14 protein-coding genes and 1 tRNA gene are annotated in these 18,992 nt (G+C 61.2%); 8 read left to right on the forward strand and 7 right to left on the reverse strand.

Features of this window, described 5'->3' with window-relative positions:
* Nucleotides 1-58: 58 nt before the first annotated feature.
* Entirely contained in the window at nucleotides 59-253 is a 195-nt protein-coding gene (locus ACQRAQ_RS04690) for a hypothetical protein (RefSeq protein ID WP_229770727.1), read from the forward strand.
* Between the two features lie 132 nt (nucleotides 254-385).
* Here ACQRAQ_RS04690 and ACQRAQ_RS04695 read toward each other — a convergent pair whose 3' ends face one another.
* The 3 genes from ACQRAQ_RS04695 to ACQRAQ_RS04705 form a co-directional block, all read right to left on the reverse strand.
* Nucleotides 386-1,873 carry a hypothetical protein gene (locus ACQRAQ_RS04695; RefSeq protein ID WP_427794083.1) on the reverse strand — a complete coding sequence of 496 codons (1,488 nt, stop codon included), beginning with the start codon at nucleotides 1,871-1,873 and terminating at the stop codon, nucleotides 386-388.
* Nucleotides 1,874-2,105: 232 nt separating this feature from the next.
* Nucleotides 2,106-3,113: a DUF5692 family protein gene (locus tag ACQRAQ_RS04700; protein WP_427794084.1), complete on the reverse strand. Its 1,008-nt coding sequence runs from the start codon at nucleotides 3,111-3,113 to the stop codon at nucleotides 2,106-2,108.
* A gap of 62 nt (nucleotides 3,114-3,175) precedes the next feature.
* On the reverse strand, nucleotides 3,176-3,838 hold the full coding sequence (locus tag ACQRAQ_RS04705; protein WP_427794085.1) for a TetR/AcrR family transcriptional regulator: 663 nt from the start codon (nucleotides 3,836-3,838) through the stop codon (nucleotides 3,176-3,178).
* Between the two features lie 189 nt (nucleotides 3,839-4,027).
* Between ACQRAQ_RS04705 and ACQRAQ_RS04710 the strand changes: the two genes are divergently transcribed.
* From ACQRAQ_RS04710 to ACQRAQ_RS04740, 7 genes are all read left to right on the forward strand, one after another.
* A complete protein-coding gene (locus tag ACQRAQ_RS04710; protein ID WP_427794086.1) occupies nucleotides 4,028-6,805 on the forward strand; it encodes an FAD-dependent oxidoreductase in 2,778 nt (925 codons plus the stop codon).
* 199 nt (nucleotides 6,806-7,004) lie between these two features.
* Entirely contained in the window at nucleotides 7,005-7,433 is a 429-nt protein-coding gene (locus ACQRAQ_RS04715; protein WP_427794087.1) for a hydrogenase maturation nickel metallochaperone HypA, read from the forward strand.
* Nucleotides 7,434-7,811: 378 nt separating this feature from the next.
* The gene (locus ACQRAQ_RS04720) at nucleotides 7,812-8,801 is read left to right on the forward strand and encodes a PTS sugar transporter subunit IIB (RefSeq protein WP_154518426.1); all 990 of its coding nucleotides are present in this window, start codon (nucleotides 7,812-7,814) and stop codon (nucleotides 8,799-8,801) included.
* An 18-nt stretch (nucleotides 8,802-8,819) separates the two neighbouring features.
* A complete protein-coding gene (locus ACQRAQ_RS04725) occupies nucleotides 8,820-9,638 on the forward strand; it encodes a PTS mannose/fructose/sorbose transporter subunit IIC (protein WP_055285302.1) in 819 nt (272 codons plus the stop codon).
* Between the two features lie 16 nt (nucleotides 9,639-9,654).
* On the forward strand, nucleotides 9,655-10,575 hold the full coding sequence (locus tag ACQRAQ_RS04730) for a PTS system mannose/fructose/sorbose family transporter subunit IID (protein ID WP_154518429.1): 921 nt from the start codon (nucleotides 9,655-9,657) through the stop codon (nucleotides 10,573-10,575).
* A 120-nt stretch (nucleotides 10,576-10,695) separates the two neighbouring features.
* Nucleotides 10,696-11,094, forward strand: coding sequence for a DUF956 family protein (locus ACQRAQ_RS04735; RefSeq protein ID WP_427719318.1), 399 nt, complete (start codon nucleotides 10,696-10,698; stop codon nucleotides 11,092-11,094).
* Between the two features lie 331 nt (nucleotides 11,095-11,425).
* Nucleotides 11,426-11,501 (forward strand) — tRNA-Arg (locus ACQRAQ_RS04740).
* Nucleotides 11,502-11,671: 170 nt separating this feature from the next.
* Here ACQRAQ_RS04740 and pknB read toward each other — a convergent pair.
* From pknB to ACQRAQ_RS04760, 4 genes are all read right to left on the reverse strand, one after another.
* Nucleotides 11,672-13,621 carry a Stk1 family PASTA domain-containing Ser/Thr kinase gene (pknB, locus tag ACQRAQ_RS04745; protein WP_427794088.1) on the reverse strand — a complete coding sequence of 650 codons (1,950 nt, stop codon included), beginning with the start codon at nucleotides 13,619-13,621 and terminating at the stop codon, nucleotides 11,672-11,674.
* 133 nt (nucleotides 13,622-13,754) lie between these two features.
* Complete coding sequence (locus ACQRAQ_RS04750; protein WP_427794089.1) at nucleotides 13,755-16,625, reverse strand: FtsW/RodA/SpoVE family cell cycle protein; 2,871 nt, start codon at nucleotides 16,623-16,625, stop codon at nucleotides 13,755-13,757.
* 16 nt (nucleotides 16,626-16,641) lie between these two features.
* Complete coding sequence (locus ACQRAQ_RS04755; RefSeq protein ID WP_427794090.1) at nucleotides 16,642-18,579, reverse strand: Stp1/IreP family PP2C-type Ser/Thr phosphatase; 1,938 nt, start codon at nucleotides 18,577-18,579, stop codon at nucleotides 16,642-16,644.
* Nucleotides 18,576-18,992: an FHA domain-containing protein gene (locus tag ACQRAQ_RS04760; protein ID WP_055250779.1), complete on the reverse strand. Its 417-nt coding sequence runs from the start codon at nucleotides 18,990-18,992 to the stop codon at nucleotides 18,576-18,578. The genes ACQRAQ_RS04755 and ACQRAQ_RS04760 overlap by 4 nt, the downstream gene beginning before the upstream one ends.

Below are 18,992 nucleotides of genomic sequence, written 5' to 3' on the forward strand. Positions count from 1 at the left end.
CTTTTTCGTGCGACAATCGATGATGTTGAACGTGAGTACATGGCAAGGAGCTATGCAGATGAAAGACGAGAACGAGACGAACGCACCGGCGCCTGAGTCAGCGCCCGCCGCACCCAAGCCTGCGCCCAAGCCGGCACCCAAGCCGCGCGACCCCTACATCCGTGCCGAGAACGAGGACGACGACGGCTACGATCCCTACAGCGATCGCCGCCCCGAGCGCGAGCCGATGTTCGAAGCCGATCCGTGGCGCTAACTCCTGCAGGGTAGCTAATTTGGGACGGGGCTTTTTTAGCTGCCCCGGCTGGTAATGTGCCGGCTTAGTCGATTAACGGTCGGGGCAGCTAAAAAAGCCCCGTCCCAAATTAGCTACCCTCGCTGCGGCCGGCTAGTCTTGGGCCTTGATGCTTGGCATCAGAATCTGAGCGAGGTAGTCGGTCTCGAGTTTGGTGGCAGCGTCGGCCTTGCCGTCTTTGCCGACCAGTACGTTCTTGATCTGGCTATAGGTATAGCGGTTGCCGGTTGTAAGCTCGACAAGATCGATGGCCGTGTCCATGGGGTAGGTCGACACGGGGTCTTGTGTGCGCCCGTTGATGGTCTGGGGCACCACATACGGATAGACGGGGCCGCTGGCGTAGACCGTGTAGCCGTTGCCAAGGCTTGCCGCACCTAAAACCGTATCGCCCTTATCGGGCGTAAAGCTCTCGCCGTCGCGCACTGCGACAAGCGTCACGATCGGCGTATTGCTGTCGCTGGCAAGATAGATGCACAGCGTATTGCCGTTTTGCCAAGTCGCGACTTTGCCGTACCACTCAACGGGAATATCGAGCTGATACAGGTTCGTTGCCTTATGCCGGGCATCGGCGTCGCGGGCCGCCTGCGCCTCGCGGGAACTCATGGCATTGACGGCGGCGTCACGGCGCGCGGTTGCCGCCTGCTGGAGCACCTTTGCGACCGCGGCAGAGCTCGCGCCGCCCTCCTCGGCGTACTTGGCCGCGGCATCGATCTGGTCGTCGGTCACCGTGTCTGCCGAAGGTACCTTAAGCTTAAAGGATGCCTGAGCGCTCAGGTCCTGCCCGTCGCTCTTTACGCTAACCTGCGCCTTGGTGGTTGGCACGGTGTAAATGGTACCGTCGGCTGCGATGGGGGACCCAGCGATGGAGAGCGTATAGTCGCCAGGCAGCAGCTTAATACCGCGACCGTGCTCATCAACATAGAGCGTCTCGCTCACGGAGGAGCCGTCAGAGTCTTGCCCGCTCACCTGCACGGGAATCTTGGAGCCGGTGGAACAGTCGAGCCCTGCGGCATGTACGCCAATCTGCACCGACATCATGGTGTGGGCGTTGACGGCAGCGACGGCAGCCTGTTCTTGTTGGTATCCGTTCCAAGCGGCATAGCCCGCGCCGCCGGCAACGAGCGCGGCGGCAACGACGCCGGCAACCATCAAATTGCGTCGCTTGGGCGACATCTTGTGATGGCGAGCCTCGGCTTCGCGTGCCGAGGGAACGGACGGCAGGGGAATATCGCCCATGGCGATGGTCTCGTCGACGGCCGGCGCAGAACCCAGGCCAGGAAGCTCGCGGGTGAGCGAGTCATCGGCAGGCAAGCTGCCAAGCAGGGCGGTCTCTTCTCCCGAGGCGGATTCCGACTGGACGTCGTCCTTGCTATCGTCCTCTTCGGCTTCGGCCTCGTCAGAAGCGTCTTTGGCGTCGCTGCCTTCGTCCTCAGTGCCTTCGCGCACCTCGTCCTGCGCGTCGACGGCCAAATCGCTCAATGAGAGCTCGTCTAGCGCAATCCGGTCAAGGCTCTCCAGGGCCTCGGCACATGCTTCCGCATCCTGGGCCGCATCCTCGCGGCCACGTGTCTCATCGCTCATATATCCCCCAATGCAATATCGGCTCAACACTGTACCCAAAAATGGATTCATATAAAGCGCATGCGAAATTTAAGATCCGATTTAACCCGAGCGTATCGTTCAGCCGCATCCTCGCGGCAGCAAAAGGCCCCCGGAACGCGAACGAATCACGTTTCGGGGGCTCTGCAGTGCGTTGAGTTGCGCGGAGCCGGCTATGCCGCTTCGTGCTCAAGTGGTGTTTGCGTCAGGCGCGTTACTCGGCGTGCGCGTAATCAACCTTGGCGCGACGGGCAGTGGCCTTCTCCCAATCGCTGGTGCCCTCAAAGACATCCTGCTTGTAGGGGTTGCGGCCGAGCTTCTTGGCACGGTAGGCGACGTAGATGATCGCGGCGATGTTGGCGACCAGCGCGACGATCGAGACCGCGGTGGCGGCGTTGGGGTCGAGCGTGGAGTGCGTCACAAAGATGGACTCCTCCTGGAAGTAGGGGAACACCTGGGCAAACATGCACCAAATGGCCAGCGTAAAGGCGCGGTTCTGGATCCAGCCGCCCTTGTTCCAGATAAAGGCGGCGACGGTGGGCGCCAGCAGCAGCGCAAAGCCGCAGAACCAGGAGTGGGTGGGCAGGCAGTTGTAGGTGTAGCAGAAGTTCCAGATATCGTAGGCGATGATGTAGACCCAGGTCATGTCGGGCCACAGCATGTCGGTCTTGTCCTCGGAGGCGTAGACGCTCCACCAACCGGTCATGCAGAAGATGTTGATGATACCGGCGATGCCGTTGAACACGTTGTTCCAGCCGGCCAGCTGCGTAGCACCTTCGGAGGTGACCCAGGTGGACTCGCCCAGGACAAAGAAGTGATAGGCGCTCTCAAAGTCGGACACGACGGCGATCAAGATGTTGATGGCGACGATCACAAACGGCCATGCGCGGAACCAATGCGCCTTGCCGATCTTGCCCCACTGGTACTTAATGGCAATGAAGCCCCAGCAGCCGGCCAGCGCCGCGTATACCTTGGCGTAATGGAACCAGCTGTTCTGGTATACATGGGTGGGGTTGGTGAGCGCCCACTCGGCACCCTGCGAAACGCCGACGGCGATGGCGATGCAGTAGATGGTCATGGCCAGCGGAGCCACGCCAAAGATGATGGCCGCGCCGAGCTTGGTACGGCGGCCGACCTCGTTGAGTACGATCAAGCCGATAAAGACCATCGCCCAGCCGGCCCAGTGGATAAGGGTATCGCTACCCCAAACATCGAACAGCATGCTGCTCTCCTTTCATACGCCCGCGGCCCCTCTTCCGTCGCGGGCAGTTTGGCCAAATGTCATCAGTTCCTGGGCTTGCGCTCGGAATACTTGGCGGTGTAGCCCTCGATGTGGAGTGTCGAGGCGATAATCTCCTTAACCGTCTCGTCGGGCACATCGGGGTGCGTGCGGATGTACATCAACAGCCCCATGATGAGGGTGTAAAACGTCTCGTAGACATGGTCGATGCGCATGTCATGATGGGCGACAAAGTCCACCACGGTGGTGTCGCAGATGTATTGCGCCACGCGCTGGACCACGTTGTGCAGAAAGCCGCCGTAGAGCGCGCCGCTGCTCGAGGTGAGCGTGCTCGGCAGCTCGTGGCCGCTCACAACCAGGCGCTTAAAGAGCGGGGCGACGGTGTCGAGTGCGCCCTCGATATCACCGACGATGCGGCTGGCATTCCACTGCTCGAGCTCGGAGATAAAACCGTCGATTGCCTCGTCCATGACGGCGGTGACGGCGGCGTCCATGTCGACGAAGTAGTGGTAGAACAGCGAGCGCGTGCAGCCGGCTCGCTTGGTCACGGCCGAGACGGATAGATGGGACACGCCCAGCTCGGAGCTCACGGCGCGCACGGCGGCGAGAATCTCGCGACGGCGCTCGTCACCTGTCAGGCGCTTTGCCGCGTTGTCGGGCGTGGAGACGGCGTCGGCCACAGGGGTGCTCGCTGCGTTATCGCTCATGCGCTTGCCGCCTTTCATCCGTTTGGGCCCGACCGTTCGCCTAATAGTCTTGAATATTGTTGACGGTTCGTCAATACTATTTTTGACATAATGTCAACAATGGCGGGTGAACGGCATGGGGGCATGCCCGGCCTGCAAAAAAGAGGGGCGCTGCGGCCTCGTCGGGCTGCGGCAAGAGAAGGGACAACCATGATTCTCAACGGACCGGGAATTAGCTACACCGAGCCCGACATCGGTTCGGAGTTCGTGCCGCCGCTGCCGGAGCATCCGCGCGAGGCCATTGTCAAGCTGTGCGAGCATTGCACCAACCGTCTGCTGCATCGCGACGAGCTGCTGGGCTACGAGTACTGGTCGTTTGCCGAGGCCGCAACCGACGAGCAGGCCGAAGTGCTCTGCAAGATGAAGATGCGCCGTCCCTATACGCTGCCCGAGATGGTCAAGCTCACCGGCATGCCCGAGGCCCAGATCGAGAAGATGCTCGACGACATGAGCTACACGGGTCTGCTCGAGTACAACTGGGAAAATCCCGAGCGCGCCAAGCAGTGGGTACTGCCCATGCTGGTGCCGGGTTCCGCCGAGTTCCTCAACATGCGCGTGGGCCAGCTCGAGGAGCATCCGGTCTATGCCAAGTTCTTTGAGCAGGCGTCCAAGGGGCCGCTGTCCAAAGCCACGCCGATGGTGCCGCCCGGAGGCGCCGGCATCGGCATGCACGTCATTCCGGTCGAGAAGGCTATCGATGCTTCGAGCACCTCGGTGCCGATCGAGCATATCGAGCATTGGCTCGACAAATACGATGGCAAATATGCCGCCAGCACCTGCAGCTGCCGCGCGAGCCGTCGTGTGATGGGCGAGGGCTGCGCCGACGACCCCGCCGACTGGTGCATTGCCGTGGGCGATATGGCCGACTATGTGGTTGAGACCGACCGCGGCCATTATGTGACGCGTGAGGAGGTCTATGACATCTTGCGCCAGGCCGAGGACAACGGCTTTGTGCACCAGATCACCAATATCGACGGCGAGAACAAGATCTTCGCCATCTGCAACTGTAACGTCAACGTGTGCTACGCCCTGCGCACCTCGCAGCTGTTCAACACGCCCAACCTGTCGCGCTCGGCCTATGTCGCCAAGGTCGAGAAGGACAAGTGCGTGGCCTGCGGTCGCTGCGTTGAGGTGTGCCCGGCCGGTGCCGTCAAGCTCGGCCAGAAGCTCTGCAGCAAAAAGGCCGGCGGACAGGTGCCCGAGTATCCGCGCCAGGAGCTGCCCGATGCCACCAAGTGGGACCACACCAAGTGGTCGCCCAACTACCGCAACGACAACCGCATCGAGACACACGATTCCGGCACCGCGCCCTGCAAGACGGCCTGCCCCGCGCACATTGCCGTTCAGGGCTATCTGAAGCTCGCGGCGCAGGGCCGCTATGACGAGGCGCTAGCGCTCATCAAGCGCGAGAACCCGCTGCCCGCTATCTGCGGCCGTGTGTGCAATCGCCGCTGCGAGGATGCCTGCACCCGCGGTCGCGTGGACGAGGCCGTGGCCATCGACGAGGTCAAGAAGTTTATCGCCCAGCGCGATCTGGATGCCGCGACCCGCTATGTCCCACCTGTGGTGACCCCGACGCGCGCCGGCGGCTTCGACCAGAAGATCGCCATCATCGGTGCCGGTCCGGCCGGCCTGTCCTGCGCTTTCTACCTGGCCGAGAAGGGCTACAAGCCCGTCGTGTTCGAGAAGAATGAGCGCCCGGGCGGCATGCTCACCTATGGCATTCCCAGCTTTAAGCTGCAGAAGGATGTTATCGAGGCCGAGGTCGAGGTCATTCGCCTGATGGGCGCCGAGTTCCGCTATGGCGTGGAGGTCGGTCGCGATGTGACGCTCGACGAGCTGCGCGAGCAGGGCTTTAAGGCCTTTTATGTTGCCATTGGCTGCCAGGGCGGCCGCCTCGCCGGTATTCCGGGCGAGGATGCCGAGGACGTGACCGTGGCCGTCGACTTTTTGCGCAAGGTCAACAGTGGCAAGATCGACGCGCTGTCCGGCCGCACCATCGTGGTGGGCGGCGGCAACGTGGCTATCGACGTCGCGCGCAACGCCTGCCGTCTGGGTTCCGAGCACGTTGAGATGTTCTGCCTGGAGAGCGAGGCCCAGATGCCCGCCAGCGAGGAGGAGCGTCGCGAGGCCGTTGAGGACGGCGCCCACATCAGCTGCGGCTGGGGCCCCAAGGAGGTTCACCTGGACGAGGCCGGTCGTGTGTGCGGTATCACCTTCAAGCGCTGCACGCGTGTCTTTGACGACGAGGGCCGTTTTGCGCCCGAGTACGACGAGAACGACCTGCGTCGTGTCGACGCCGACCGCGTGGTCATGTCGATCGGTCAGTCCATCGTGTGGGGCGACCTGCTGGCTGGCTCCAAGGTGGAGCTTGGCCGCGGCCAGGGTGCCCTTGCCGATCCTCAGACCTACCAGACCGCCGAGCCCGACATCTTTGTGGGCGGCGACGTCTACACCGGTCCGAGCTTTGCCATCAACGCCATCGCTGCCGGTCATGAGGCCGCCGTGTCCATCCACCGCTTTGTGCAACCGGGCTCCACGCTCACCATCGGCCGCAACCAGCGCCGCTACATCGCGCTCGACCGCGACGATGTCGTGATCGAGAGCTACGACAACGCGACCCGCGAGGTGGCACATGTCGACCGCGAGCGCGAGAAGGCCGCGCCCTTTAGCGAGTACGTCGAGACCTTTACCGAGGAGCAGGTACGCGCCGAGACCGCCCGCTGCCTGGGTTGCGGTGCCTCGATCGTCGACCCCAACAAGTGTATCGGCTGCGGTCTGTGCACCACCAAGTGCGCGTTCGACGCCATCCATCTGGATCGCGACCGCCCCGAGTGCTCCACGATGGTTAAATACGAGCAAAAGCTCCCCAGCTTGGGCAAGTACGCGCTCAAGCGTGCCATCAAGATCAAATTCGGGAAGAAGTAATGAGGCTCCGCCGTTCTAACGAACGGCGGCACTGCCGACGCTGCGCGGCGCCCAGATACCCCATCTTGCCCCTCAACTGCGGCGCCGCGGGCAAAAAGCCCAGCGGACGCCTTGTTTCGGGGCAACCTGGGGCACCTGGATCGCCGCTCGCTGATATATGGATTGACATCGTATCAACCGCTGCAGAAGGGTTTTCGCCTTGCATGAATTGGGAATCGTCTATCACATTATTCGCGATGTCGAGAACGTGGCGCGCGCCAATGGCGTGAGTCGCGTTTCGAGCGTCACGCTGCTGCTGGGCGAGGTCTCGGGCGTCGTTCCCGACTTGCTGCTCGACGCTTGGCGCTGGGCGGCAGATAAAAAGCCTATCACCGAGGGCGCGGAGCTTATCGTGGAGCCTGTCGAGGCCGTGACGCATTGCGAGGCGTGCGGCCGCGACTATGCGACGGTCGAGCACGGCAAGATCTGTCCCCATTGTGGTAGCGGCGAGACATACCTGCTGCAGGGCCAGGAGGTCATGATCAAGCAGATTGAGACCCCCGACGAGGACCCGGCAGACACTGTTCCCGATGACCCCTCCGACGCCCCCGATGCCGTCGACGCTGCCAACCCCCTCCACATCGTCTAGCCCCTAGTCGTTGGGGACGTTCTTGTTTGACTAGTCGTTTAAGAACGTCCCCAATGACTACTTACGTTAGTGCATAAGTCACGCTAATAGTCAAGTTATGTCTGTTTAAACAAAATAACTGCAGTACAAGCGCATTCGCGCTTGCCTAAAATCGATATTAATGACCAGCCTGCTTGTATCTGTAAAATGAATGGCTTGATAAGTGACGCCTTGGCGTGTAATCCGTCAAAAAGCAGTAACGTAATCAACTTGTAACAAACCTAGACGTTTAAACAAATTATCCAATCATTCGCATTTTTCTCTATAATTTTACAGGACGAACAGGTATACTCCTTTCATGTCGTGTAGGAAATACGTAGACAAAGAGGAGGTTATGTGATGGTAAGTATTGTTCTTGCTAGCCACGGGGACTTGGCAGCCGGAATCAAGCAGACGGGCTCGATGGTCTTTGGCGATCAGCCGTCTGTGGCCGTGGTCTCGCTCGAGCCGAGCATGGGCCCCGACGACTTCCGTGCCAAGGTCGAGGAAGCAATCGCTTCCTTCGAGGACCAGGAGCAGGTGCTCTTCCTCGTTGATCTGTGGGGCGGCACGCCGTTCAACCAGATCAGCGGTCTCATCGAGGGCCACGATTCCTGGGCTATCGTCACCGGTGTCAACCTGCCTATGCTCATCGAGGCATATTCGCAGCGCTTTGACGCAAAGAACACTGCACATGCGATCGCAAAACATCTCGTGACTGAGGCTAAGGCTGGCGTGCGCGTCAAGCCCGAGTCTCTGGAGCCCGAGGAGAAGAAGCCGGCCACGGCCGCCGCTGCTCCTGCAGGCGCCATCCCTCCGGGAACGGTCATCGGCGATGGGCACATCAAGATCGCCCACGTCCGTATCGACACCCGTCTGCTGCATGGTCAGGTGGCCACCACGTGGACCAAGCAGATCAACCCCAACCGCATCATCGTGGTTTCCGACGGCGTTGCTCACGACGAGCTCCGCAAGACCATGATCGAGCAGGCTGCCCCTCCGGGAGTCCATGCCAACGTCGTGCCCATCAAGAAGATGGCCGAGGTTGTCAAGGACACGCGCTTTGGTGACACCAAGGCCATGCTGCTCTTTGAGAACCCGCAGGATCTGCTCAAGGCTATCGAGGCCGGCGTCGACATCAAGGAAGTCAACATCGGTTCCATGGCTCACTCCAAGGGCAAGGTCGTCGTCACCAACGCCGTCGCTATGGGCGATGACGACGTTAAGACTCTCGAGGCCCTCAAGGCCAAGGGCGTCAAGTTCGAGGTCCGCAAGGTTCCTTCGGATTCCTCCGAGGATCTCGACGCCATGTTGAAGAAAGCTAAGGCCGAACTGGCCGCTCAAGCATAGTAAAGGAGGGTCCGATACATGTCTGCAATCACTATTCTGCTTGTTGCGATTGTCGCGTTGCTTGCCGGTATGGAAGGCATTCTGGATGAGTTCCAGTTCCATCAGCCGCTCGTGGCATGCACGCTTATCGGTCTCGTAACCGGTCACCTTCAGGAGGGCATCCTCCTGGGCGGTTCGCTCCAGATGATGGCCCTTGGCTGGGCTAACGTCGGCGCTGCCGTCGCGCCTGACGCCGCTCTGGCCTCGGTCGCTTCTTCGATTATCATGGTGCTCGCCCTCAACGGTGGCGCCACCGATTCGGCCAAGGCCGTTACCGCCGCCATCGCCGTCGCCGTCCCGCTGTCGGTCGCTGGTCTGTTCCTGACCATGATCTGCCGTACCCTGGCTACCGCTATCGCTCACGCCATGGACGGTTGCGCCGAGAAGGGCGACTTCTCCGGCATCGAGCGCTGGCAGTACGCCGCCATCCTCATGCAGGGCCTTCGTATCGCCATCCCGGCAGTACTTCTGTGCATCATCCCGGCCGAGGCGGTTACCAACGCGCTTAACGCTATGCCCGACTGGCTGTCCGGCGGCATGGCTGTCGGCGGCGGCATGGTCGCTTCCGTCGGTTACGCCATGGTCATCAACATGATGGCCACCAAGGAGACCTGGCCGTTCTTCATCCTCGGCTTTGTCCTTGCTGCCATCCCTCAGCTCACGCTGATCGCTCTTGGCCTCATCGGCATCTCCCTTGCCCTCATCTACCTTGGCCTCAAGGATCTGGCCAAGCAGGGTGGCGGCATGGGCGGTGGCTCCGGTGACCCGCTCGGCGACATTCTGAACGATTACGAGTAGGAGGGGAGTGATACATATGGCAGAGAACAAGATTCAGCTCACCAAGGCTGACCGCAAGAAGGTTTGCTTCCGTCATCAGTTCCTTCAGGGCTCGTGGAACTACGAGCGTATGCAGAATGGCGGCTGGTGCTTCGCAATGATCCCTGCGATCAAGAAGCTCTACACCAGCAAGGACGACCAGATTTCCGCGCTTAAGCGCCACCTGGAGTTCTATAACACCCATCCCTATGTTTCCGCCCCCGTCATTGGTGTTACCCTCGCTCTTGAGGAGGAGCGCGCCAACGGTGCGCCGATCGATGACGTCGCCATTCAGGGCGTCAAGGTCGGTATGATGGGCCCGCTCGCCGGCGTCGGCGACCCCGCCTTCTGGTTCACCCTTCGCCCGATCCTGGGCGCTCTGGGCGCTTCCCTGGCCCTGTCCGGCAGCATCGCCGGTCCGCTGCTGTTCTTCTTCGCATGGAACATCATCCGTTACGCCTTCCTGTGGTACACGCAGGAGTTTGGCTATAAGGTCGGCTCCTCCATCGCCAAGGATCTCTCCGGCGGTCTGATGGGCAAGGTCACCGAGGGTGCTTCCATCCTGGGTATGTTCATCATCGGCGCCCTGGTCGAGCGCTGGGTGTCCATCTCCTTCACCCCGGTCGTCTCCAAGGTCACGCAGTCTGCCGGCGCCTTCATTGACTGGGCTAACCTGCCTTCCGGTGCCGAGGGCATCAAGGAAGCGCTGACGATGTACAACTCCGTCGGTGCTACCGCCCTTGATCAGGTGAAGGTCACCACGCTTCAGGCTAACCTCGATCAGCTCATCCCCGGCCTTGCTGCCGTGTGCCTGACGCTGTTCGTCTGCAAGCTGCTCAAGAAGAAGGTCAGCCCGATCGTCATCATCCTGGCTCTCTTCGCCGTCGGTATCATCGGTCGCGTTTGCGGCTTCATGTAATCGCGCTTCGGCTTAAGACCGAGAGTTGCTAGGCAAGGGCTTTTGAGCCATTGAAACGGACCGCACCCGGTGGGTACACTGGATGCGGTCCGATTGTTTTATTTGGAGGGCGAGGCGCGCATGGCGCAATCTCAGAACAGCACGGTCGATCTGGCAACACCGGCAACCTGCCTGATGGGGCTTACCAGCCACGGTAACGTGATGGTGGGCAATAAGGCGTTCGAGTATTACAACGAGCGCAATCCCGAGGATTTTATTCAAATTCCGTGGGACGAGGTCGACTATATTGCCGCCGAGGTTTTGCGCGGCACTAAGAAGATCACGCGTTTTGCTATCTTTACCAAGGATAACGGCCACTTTACGTTTTCGACGCGCGACGACAAAGAGACGCTTCGTGCAGTTCGCAAGTACGTCGACGAGGATAAGCTTGTGCGTTCGCCCGACTTTATCGATGTGACGGCCAAGGGCGCCAAGAGCATACCCTCCGTTATCAAAGGCCTTTTCCACAAAGGCAACTAATCGCCTGCGACGTTCTTATACGACTAGTCATTTAAGAACGTCCCCAATGACTACCTGTAGCTCTTCGCGGGATTCGCTGGGGAAATATCATCCCAGTTTGAGCGCCTATTTTGGGATACAGTTTCCGGAACAGGCTCATTTGGGAAACCATATCCCGTTTCGAGCTCAAATTTCGGGTCGTAGTTTCCTAGAGAGGCCCCATCCGGAAAGCCCGTCCCAGAATTCGTCTGGATAGTGGGACACGCTTTCCGGAAGGCTGTTCCACCGTAACTTCGAAGAGTGGCTATGCGCTGCATGGCAGTGGCGCAAATCTGCTACACTAGTACAACATGCCTCCGTAGCTCAGGGGATAGAGCACCGCTCTCCTAAAGCGGGTGTCGACGGTTCGAATCCGCCCGGGGGCACCAGAGCAATATCGCGCCCGGTACCGCTGCGGTACCGGGCTCTTCTGGTTTAAAGGCATACCGTAGTTTTCGCTGCTTCGGATAAAGAAAGCGCCCGCTTGCTGGGGGAGCAAGCGGGCGCCTGTGAGCGAATATGTTTGCGGCATCAGCCGCTGTGGGCAATGTCTCGATGACTAGTTGGTCGTGCCGGAATCGTCGCCTGAATCGGTGCCAGAGCCAGAAATCGAAACCGTCAGCGTGATCGTGCTGTCGGTGGACTGCTTGCCAGTGGGGGAGACGCCCGTCACGGTGGCGTTTTCGTTACCACTCACGGGGTTGCCGTTCTGATCGCAGAATGCGATGTTGTAGAATCCGGCGTTGTTGAGCGCGGTGACGGCGGAGGAGATGCTCTTGCCGTACAGGTTGCCCGGAACGTTTGCCTTGCCGGACTTCTTGGCGATGACGACGGTAATCGTGGCGCCGGGCTTTTGCTTACCGCTGGGGTTCCAGCTAATGACGGTGCCCTCGGTGACGGAATCGTTCTCCTGGTAGGTTACATCGACGCCGAAGCCGGCCATATCGAGGGCGTTGCGTGCCTGAGCCTCGGTCATGTCGGTCAGATCGGGAACGGAGGTGGTGTCGGGTCCACTCGAGACTTTGTACGAAATGGTCGTGCCCTTCTCGACTTCCTTGCCCGCATCGGTGCCCTGTTCAAAGACTTCGCCCTTTTCGGCCTCGTTGGCTTCCTCGGTGGCATTGCCCTTAAGGCCGACGCTTGCCAGCGCCGCCTCTGCCTGGTCCTTGGTCAGACCAACGAGCTGCGGGACATCAACCTTCTCGGAGGGCTTGGGACCCTTGGAGATTACCAGATTCACCTTGGTGCCCTTGGGCTTCTTGGTGTGACCGTTAGGAGTCTGCTCGACAACCTTTCCCTCGTCGACGTCGTCGTTGTAGCTCTGGTCAATGGTTCCGACGTCAAGGCCGGCATCCTTAATCAGTTCGACGGCGGTCTGCTGGTCCTTACCCAACACATCGGGAACCGGGACCTGCTCGCCGCCAAAGAGTCCGGTGGCAAAGGCCACGATGACGCCGATAACGGCTACCGCAGCAATTACGGCGGCGATGATCTTGTTCTTGTTGGATTTGGGCTGCTCGGTGGCGTAAGAGCCGGTTGAACCCGAGACGGAGCTGCGAGCGTTATTTTGTCCGCTCACGCCCGAGACGGGGCGTACCATGGCGCGCGTCTGGTCGGATAGCTCTCGGGTCTTGGTGGCACCCAGGTCGCCAACGGCGCCGATAACGCGCGTAGGCTCCGGCACGTTGACGGCGCGACCAGACAGGTAGCTGTTGAGCACCTGACGCAGCTCGTCGGCCGTCTGGAAACGGTTGGCCGGATCTTTTTCCATGCACTTGAGGATAATGCGCTCAAGATCGGCATCGACACCGGAGTTGATCTGGCTCGGCGGCACGGGCAACTCGTTGACCTGCTTGAGTGCGACCGAGATGGCATCGTCGCCGTCGAAAGGCACGCGGCCGGTGGCGCACTCGTACATCACGACGCCCAGCGAGTAAATGTCCGAGGTGGGGCCTAGATCCTGCCCGCGGGTCTGCTCGGGGCTTACGTAGTGGGCGGTGCCCAAAACGTTGTTGTCCTGCGTAAGGTGGCTGTTCTTGGCGCGCGCGATGCCAAAGTCCATGACCTTGATGTTGCCGTCGGGCAGCACCATGATGTTCTGCGGCTTAATATCGCGGTGGATGATCTCGTGCTTGTGGGCGACCGAAAGTGCGGAGCTGATCTGCGAGCCGATCTGGGCGACCTTTTTGGGGTCAAGGGCGCCGTGGCTCTTGATGCCGCTCTTAAGGTCGGTGCCGCGCAGGTATTCCATGACGATGTAATAGGTGTCGCCGTCCTTGCCCCAATCGTAGACGCCGACGATATAGGGGGAGGAGAGGCCGGCGGCTGCTTGGGCCTCCTGCTTAAAGCGTGCGGCAAAGGTGGCGTCGCCGGCATATTGCGGCAGCATGATTTTGATAGCTACCGTGCGGTCGAGGACCTGGTCCTGTGCACGGTAGACGGTCGCCATGCCGCCCGTTCCTACCTTATCCTTGAGGAGGTATCTTCCCCCGAGGACCCTCTGTTCCATTCCTGCTCCTAACATGACTATTCGCTCAACGATGTGTGTAGTACCAAATTTGAGGCCGCTGGGGCCGTGTGGCGCATTGCCGCTAGCGTTATCGGCCGCGGCACGCCCCATGCTTGCGCATCAATCACGGGCATCACGCTCCCTGGGCGGCAAGCGCCGCGGTCAGGACGATGCCGGCGATCTTTGCCGCCTGGACGTCGTGCTTGTCGTAATCCTCCAAGGCTACCGAGATGGCGACCGTGGGTGAATCGTAAGGCGCAAAACCGACGAACATTGAGTTGACTTTGGTACCGACGGTCTCGGCAGAGCCGGTCTTGCCGGCAACCTTGACGCCCGGAATCTGGGCATCGGTGCCGGTGCCGGATTGAACGACGTCGAGCATGGCCTGTTTGACCTGTTCGGCCGTGGTGGCGCTGACGGCCTGGCCCAGTGAGCGGGACTGCGTGGTTTTGACCACGGTTCCGTCTGGGGCGAGCACCTGGGCAACGAAGAACGGGTCCATGACGACGCCGCTGTTGGCGATGGCCGCCGCGATAACGGCGTTCTGCATGACGGTGGTCTGCGGACCCGGCGTGTGGTCCATGCCGACGGGCTGGCCGGCGCCGGCCCAGGCGGTTTCCCACTCGGTCATGAGCGAGGGGTCGGCCATGATGGACGCCGTGGCGGTTAGGTCCTGACCGAGCTTTTGGCCATAGCCAAAGGCGTTGGCGAACTGTACGAGTGAGCTGGCGCCGACCTCGTTTGCCACCTGACCAAAGACGACGTTGGACGACACGGCAAAGGCCTGCTGCAGGCTAATCGTGCCGTAGCTCTCATTGGCGGAGTTGGTGACCGGTGCATTGCCGATATCCATGGAACCGGGCGCCTGATAAGTGCTCGAAAGGCTTGCGGTGCCGGTCTCGAGTGCCGCCGAAAGCGTGACGACCTTAAACGTGGAGCCCGGAGTATAGAGGGCGTCCATGGCGCGGTCGTACATAGAACCGTCCTCACCGCCGCCCGATTGCAGCAGGGCGTCGATGTTGGTGTTGTCGTAGGTGGGCGAGCTGGCGCATGCGAGCACCGCGCCAGTGCGCGGGTCCATGACCACGACGGCGCCCTTAAAGCCCTTGAGAGCCTGTTCGGCAGCCGTCTGGATGCGGGAGTCGATGGTAAGTTTGGCGGTGTTGCCCGGCTGGTTTTGGCCCGCGAGCGACGCGATGGCGTTGTTCCAGCTGGAGTAATCCTTGGAACCGGTGAGCGTGTCGTTCATCACGCTCTCGATGCCGGCGGTACCGTACTGCTGGCTCACATAGCCAACCACATGGGCGGCCAGGTTGCCGTTAGGGTAGGAGCGTACGTAGGTGCCGTCCTCCTGTTGCAGCGATTCGGCCAGCGTCACGCCGTCGGACGTGATGATGGAGCCGCGCTGGATGTACTTGGAACGGGCGATGGTGTGATTGTTGGTCGGCATATCCTGGTAATCCTTGGCCTTGATGACCTGGACATAGGTGAGGTTGCCGATGAGGATGGCGAACAGGGCCGTAAAGGCAAACACCGCGCGGGTTAGGCGGTTGGCGAGCGCCACGCGGCCGAGCACGCCAGATTCGGGCGTATCGAGCAGGCGACGACGCATGCGCGAGCCGGTGGAGTGGCTGCCACGGCCGTAGGAAGACGAAGAAGCGAAGCGCGTGCCGGCATGCGCCGCGGCAGAAGCGACCTGGTCGTCAGTGATGGCGGCCATGGTGCCGGTACCGGTGAGCTCGGCTTCGCGACCGGTGGCCTCATCGCCGGCGCGCAGCAAAAGCGCGACAATGATAAAGCTCGCCAGCAGCGAGGAGCCGCCCTGGCTCATAAAGGGCAGGGTGACGCCGGTCAGCGGAATCAGGCGGGTAACGCCGCCAACGATCAAGAAGGCCTGGAAGCTAATGGCGGCCGTGAGGCCCGTGGCGCTAAATGCGGCAAGGTCGGACTTAGCGCGGGCGGCCGTGGTCAGGCCTCGCACGGCAAAGAGCATAAACAGGACGAGTACGGCGCCGCCGCCCAAAAGGCCCATTTCCTCGCCGATGGCCGAGAAAATGAAGTCGGACTCGACGACGGGGATGTTATTGGCCATGCCATTACCGATGCCAACGCCGATAAGACCGCCGTCAGCCAACGAGAAAAGGGATTGCACAATCTGGTAGCCCTGGCCCTGGGCATCCTTAAAGGGGTCGGCCCAGATCTGGAAACGTACCTGGACATGCGACAGGAACTTGTAGGCGCCCACGGCACCCACTGCCAAAAGCGCAAGGCCGATGACGACATACGAGAAACGTCCCGTGGCGACGTAGAGCATCAGCAAGAAGATGGTGTAGAACAGCACAGCGGAGCCCAAGTCGCGCTCGAAGACAACGACCAGAAGGCATACACCCCACACAGCGAACAGCGGTAGCAGCAGGCGCAGGCGCGGGACCTTGAGGCCCAAGATCTTGCGATTGGAGATGGAGAGTAGCTCGCGGTTTTCGGCTAGGTATCCGGCCAAGAACAATACGATAAAAATCTTGGCGAACTCGCCGGGCTGGATGGTGAAGCCGGCGATGCGAATCCACAGCTTGGAGCCCGAGATGGTGGTGCCGATAAAGATGGGCAGCATCAGCAAGATGATGCCGATGATGCCAAAGGTGTACTTGTAGCGCATGACCACATCGAGATTCTTGATCATCGCGAGCGTGCCCACCATCAGTGCCACCGAGACAAACAGAATGACGAGCTGCGAGATGGCGAGGGCGGGTGCCAGACGCGTTACGAACGTGATGCCGATACCCGAAAGCACAAAGACGATGGGCAGGATGGCCGGATCGGCACCGGGCGCCAGGATGCGCACGGCGATATGCGCCGCGGCGAAGGCGGCAAAAAGACCGATCGGCACGGCGAGCGTTTCAAACGAGATGGAAGCGCCTGCGGTGAGCACGTACATCGCATACAGCAGGATGACGGGGAACGCCGAGGCGATGAGCAAGAGCATTTCGGTGTTGCGGCGACTCATAAGCGGCACTCCCTTTCTAATTCTTATCGGAGGCTTCGGCCTCGGCGGACTGTTCGGCGGTTTTTTCGGAATTCGATTTGGAAGTCGATTCCTGGTCGGTGTTGTCGCGAATCGTTTGCGCGTCGATCACCTGGCGGGTCTGTTCCTCATCGATTTGATGACGGTACTTGGAGATAGTGTCCTGCGCGTCGTCGACACTCGTTTGCGGAATGCCTGCTTTCAGGCGATTCTGCGTGTCTTCGGGTAGGTCGGATAGCTTGATGGCGGTCGTGCTCTCGAGCCAGTGCAGCTTAAGGCCGAGCGGCTTGCCGGGAATGCCCCGGTAGACCGCGACGGTGTCCTTGTAGGTGCCCAGGTAATACGAGCCGGTGACGCCCGCGTAGGCCCAGATGGCTGCCGCCAGCACAAAAGCGATGCCCAGGATGGCGGCAATGGTGACGTTGCGGCGGCGAACACGCTTCGCCTCGCGCATGACGCCGTCGTCGACCAGGTCCACAACGACTACCGTCACGTTGTCGTGGCCGCCGGCAGCGAGCGCGGCGTCCACCAGGTTGTCGACGCAAATCTGCGCCGTAGACGATTGCGTGGCGATGTTTTCGATTTCGCTATCGGGAATCATGCTCGAAAGGCCGTCCGAGCACAGGATCAGGCGATCGCCCTCTTCGATGTGCAGGGTAAAGTGGTCGGCATACATGGCGGGGTCCGAACCCAGCGCACGCGTGATAACCGAGCGGTTGGGATGGACGCGCGCCTCGTCGGCCGTAATTTCGCCAGCGTCCACGAGCTCCTCCACATAGGAGTGGTCGCGGGTCACGCGGATGAGCGTGCCCTCGTGGAGCAGGTAGGCGCGCGAGTCGCCCACGTGGGCGATGGCGAGCATGTCGTTTTCGATATAGGCGCAGGTTGCCGTGCAGCCCATACCGGGCTTGCCCAGGCCGTTGAGTGCGGCCTCGATGACGGCGGCGTTGGCAGCTTCGACGGCTGCGGCTAGGCGCGCGGCGTCGGCAGCCTGTGGCGCCGTCTTGGCGATGGTCTCGACCGCGATGGATGAGGCTACCTCGCCGGCGGCGTGACCACCCATGCCGTCGCACACGCAAAAGAGCGGCGACTGTACCAGGTAGGAGTCCTCGTTGTGCGGACGCACGCAGCCAACATCGGAGCGGGCGCCCCACATGAGTTGCGTGGTGGTGCCGGCATCGTAGGTCGAATCGGTCTCGATGCGCTCGTCGGTCAGCGGCTCAAAACTCATGGTCGAACCAGGGTCCTTGAGCTTGGCCTCCACGGCGGCGACATCAATCTCGGCCGTGTCGCCGGGCGAGACGGCGTTGGCCACGCTGCTCGGGTCGTCGACTTTAGACGTGGCGGGCACTTCGGTTGTGTTGTCGGCAGGCTCTTCGTCTTGCGGGGCGATGGCTGCGGGCTCGGGTGCCGCGAAGTGCGCGGGCGCGGGCGTGCTGTGGGGCTGAGAGGCGTCCTCCGTCGCTGTGACGGGCATCTCTTCGGCCGTAGGCTGCACGGCCTCGGGCGCCGATGCGGCCGCGGGGGAGGATGCCGCCGCGGGTGCCGGTGTAGATGCGGGCTCGGGCGCTGCGGTGGGTGCTGGAACTACGGGAAACACCGGTGCCGTGGGCTCGGGGGCCAAAAACACCGCGGCGCTCTCATCGATTGCCGCGGCGACAGACTCGGCAAAGTGGGCCGGCGCAGGTGTAGTTTCCGGTGCCGAAGGTTGATCGGCAACGGCGTGCGCGCCGATGGGGGCATCGGTGGAATTATCTTCATCCTGGCCATCGATGGGCATCGGATGGTCTTGCGTTACATGCGAAAGAGGCAGGGAGAACACGGTGTCCTCGGGCTCCACGGGCGCAGGGCCCGCCGGGGCGGCATGAGCCGGCACGGCCGCGGGGGCAGCCAGTGCCTCGGACATGGTTGCGGACTTGTTCTCCTCGTCGATCATCGACGGTTCACCTTCATGACCACGTCGCCAATCTGGACTTCGTCGCCCTCGCGCAGCGTTGCGGGCTCCACCAGCTGGCGGCCGTTAACAAGGGTGCCGTTGAGCGAGTTGAGGTCCTCGATAATAAGTGCCGGGCCCTGCAGCGAAAAACGCGCATGCGAGGCAGAGACAAACGGCTCGTTGATGCAGATGTCAGATGACGGCGAACGACCGACGATGACGGGGCCAAGCATATCCACGTGAATACCGCGAATGCCGCGCGGGCCCTTGTCCACATCGATCGTCCAGATGGCAGAGTCGCGGCGCTGGCCGCGCACGAGCCCCACGCCGGTCTTCATGACGGCGAACAAGAAGATATAAAGCAGGACGACCAGTACGATGCGGCCTGCAAAAAGGACGATATCGATGTTCAT

Origin of the sequence: Collinsella sp. SGI.178 (assembly GCF_050313495.1) — a bacterium.
In the GTDB taxonomy this organism is placed as follows: Bacteria; Actinomycetota; Coriobacteriia; order Coriobacteriales; family Coriobacteriaceae; genus Collinsella.

What these genes read in the sequence shown, in the direction of transcription:
- ACQRAQ_RS04700 (WP_427794084.1), bottom strand. Translation starts at nt 3,113, where the DNA reads ATGCTGTTCGATGTTTGGGGTAGCGATACCCTTATCCACTGGGCCGGC.
- ACQRAQ_RS04750 (WP_427794089.1), bottom strand. Translation starts at nt 16,625, where the DNA reads ATGAGTCGCCGCAACACCGAAATGCTCTTGCTCATCGCCTCGGCGTTC.
- ACQRAQ_RS04695 (WP_427794083.1), bottom strand. Translation starts at nt 1,873, where the DNA reads ATGAGCGATGAGACACGTGGCCGCGAGGATGCGGCCCAGGATGCGGAA.
- ACQRAQ_RS04760 (WP_055250779.1), bottom strand. Translation starts at nt 18,992, where the DNA reads ATGAACATCGATATCGTCCTTTTTGCAGGCCGCATCGTACTGGTCGTC.
- ACQRAQ_RS04735 (WP_427719318.1), top strand. Translation starts at nt 10,696, where the DNA reads ATGGCGCAATCTCAGAACAGCACGGTCGATCTGGCAACACCGGCAACC.
- ACQRAQ_RS04755 (WP_427794090.1), bottom strand. Translation starts at nt 18,579, where the DNA reads ATGATCGACGAGGAGAACAAGTCCGCAACCATGTCCGAGGCACTGGCT.
- ACQRAQ_RS04730 (WP_154518429.1), top strand. Translation starts at nt 9,655, where the DNA reads ATGGCAGAGAACAAGATTCAGCTCACCAAGGCTGACCGCAAGAAGGTT.
- pknB (WP_427794088.1), bottom strand. Translation starts at nt 13,621, where the DNA reads ATGGAACAGAGGGTCCTCGGGGGAAGATACCTCCTCAAGGATAAGGTA.
- ACQRAQ_RS04690 (WP_229770727.1), top strand. Translation starts at nt 59, where the DNA reads ATGAAAGACGAGAACGAGACGAACGCACCGGCGCCTGAGTCAGCGCCC.
- ACQRAQ_RS04705 (WP_427794085.1), bottom strand. Translation starts at nt 3,838, where the DNA reads ATGAGCGATAACGCAGCGAGCACCCCTGTGGCCGACGCCGTCTCCACG.
- ACQRAQ_RS04725 (WP_055285302.1), top strand. Translation starts at nt 8,820, where the DNA reads ATGTCTGCAATCACTATTCTGCTTGTTGCGATTGTCGCGTTGCTTGCC.
- ACQRAQ_RS04710 (WP_427794086.1), top strand. Translation starts at nt 4,028, where the DNA reads ATGATTCTCAACGGACCGGGAATTAGCTACACCGAGCCCGACATCGGT.
- ACQRAQ_RS04720 (WP_154518426.1), top strand. Translation starts at nt 7,812, where the DNA reads ATGGTAAGTATTGTTCTTGCTAGCCACGGGGACTTGGCAGCCGGAATC.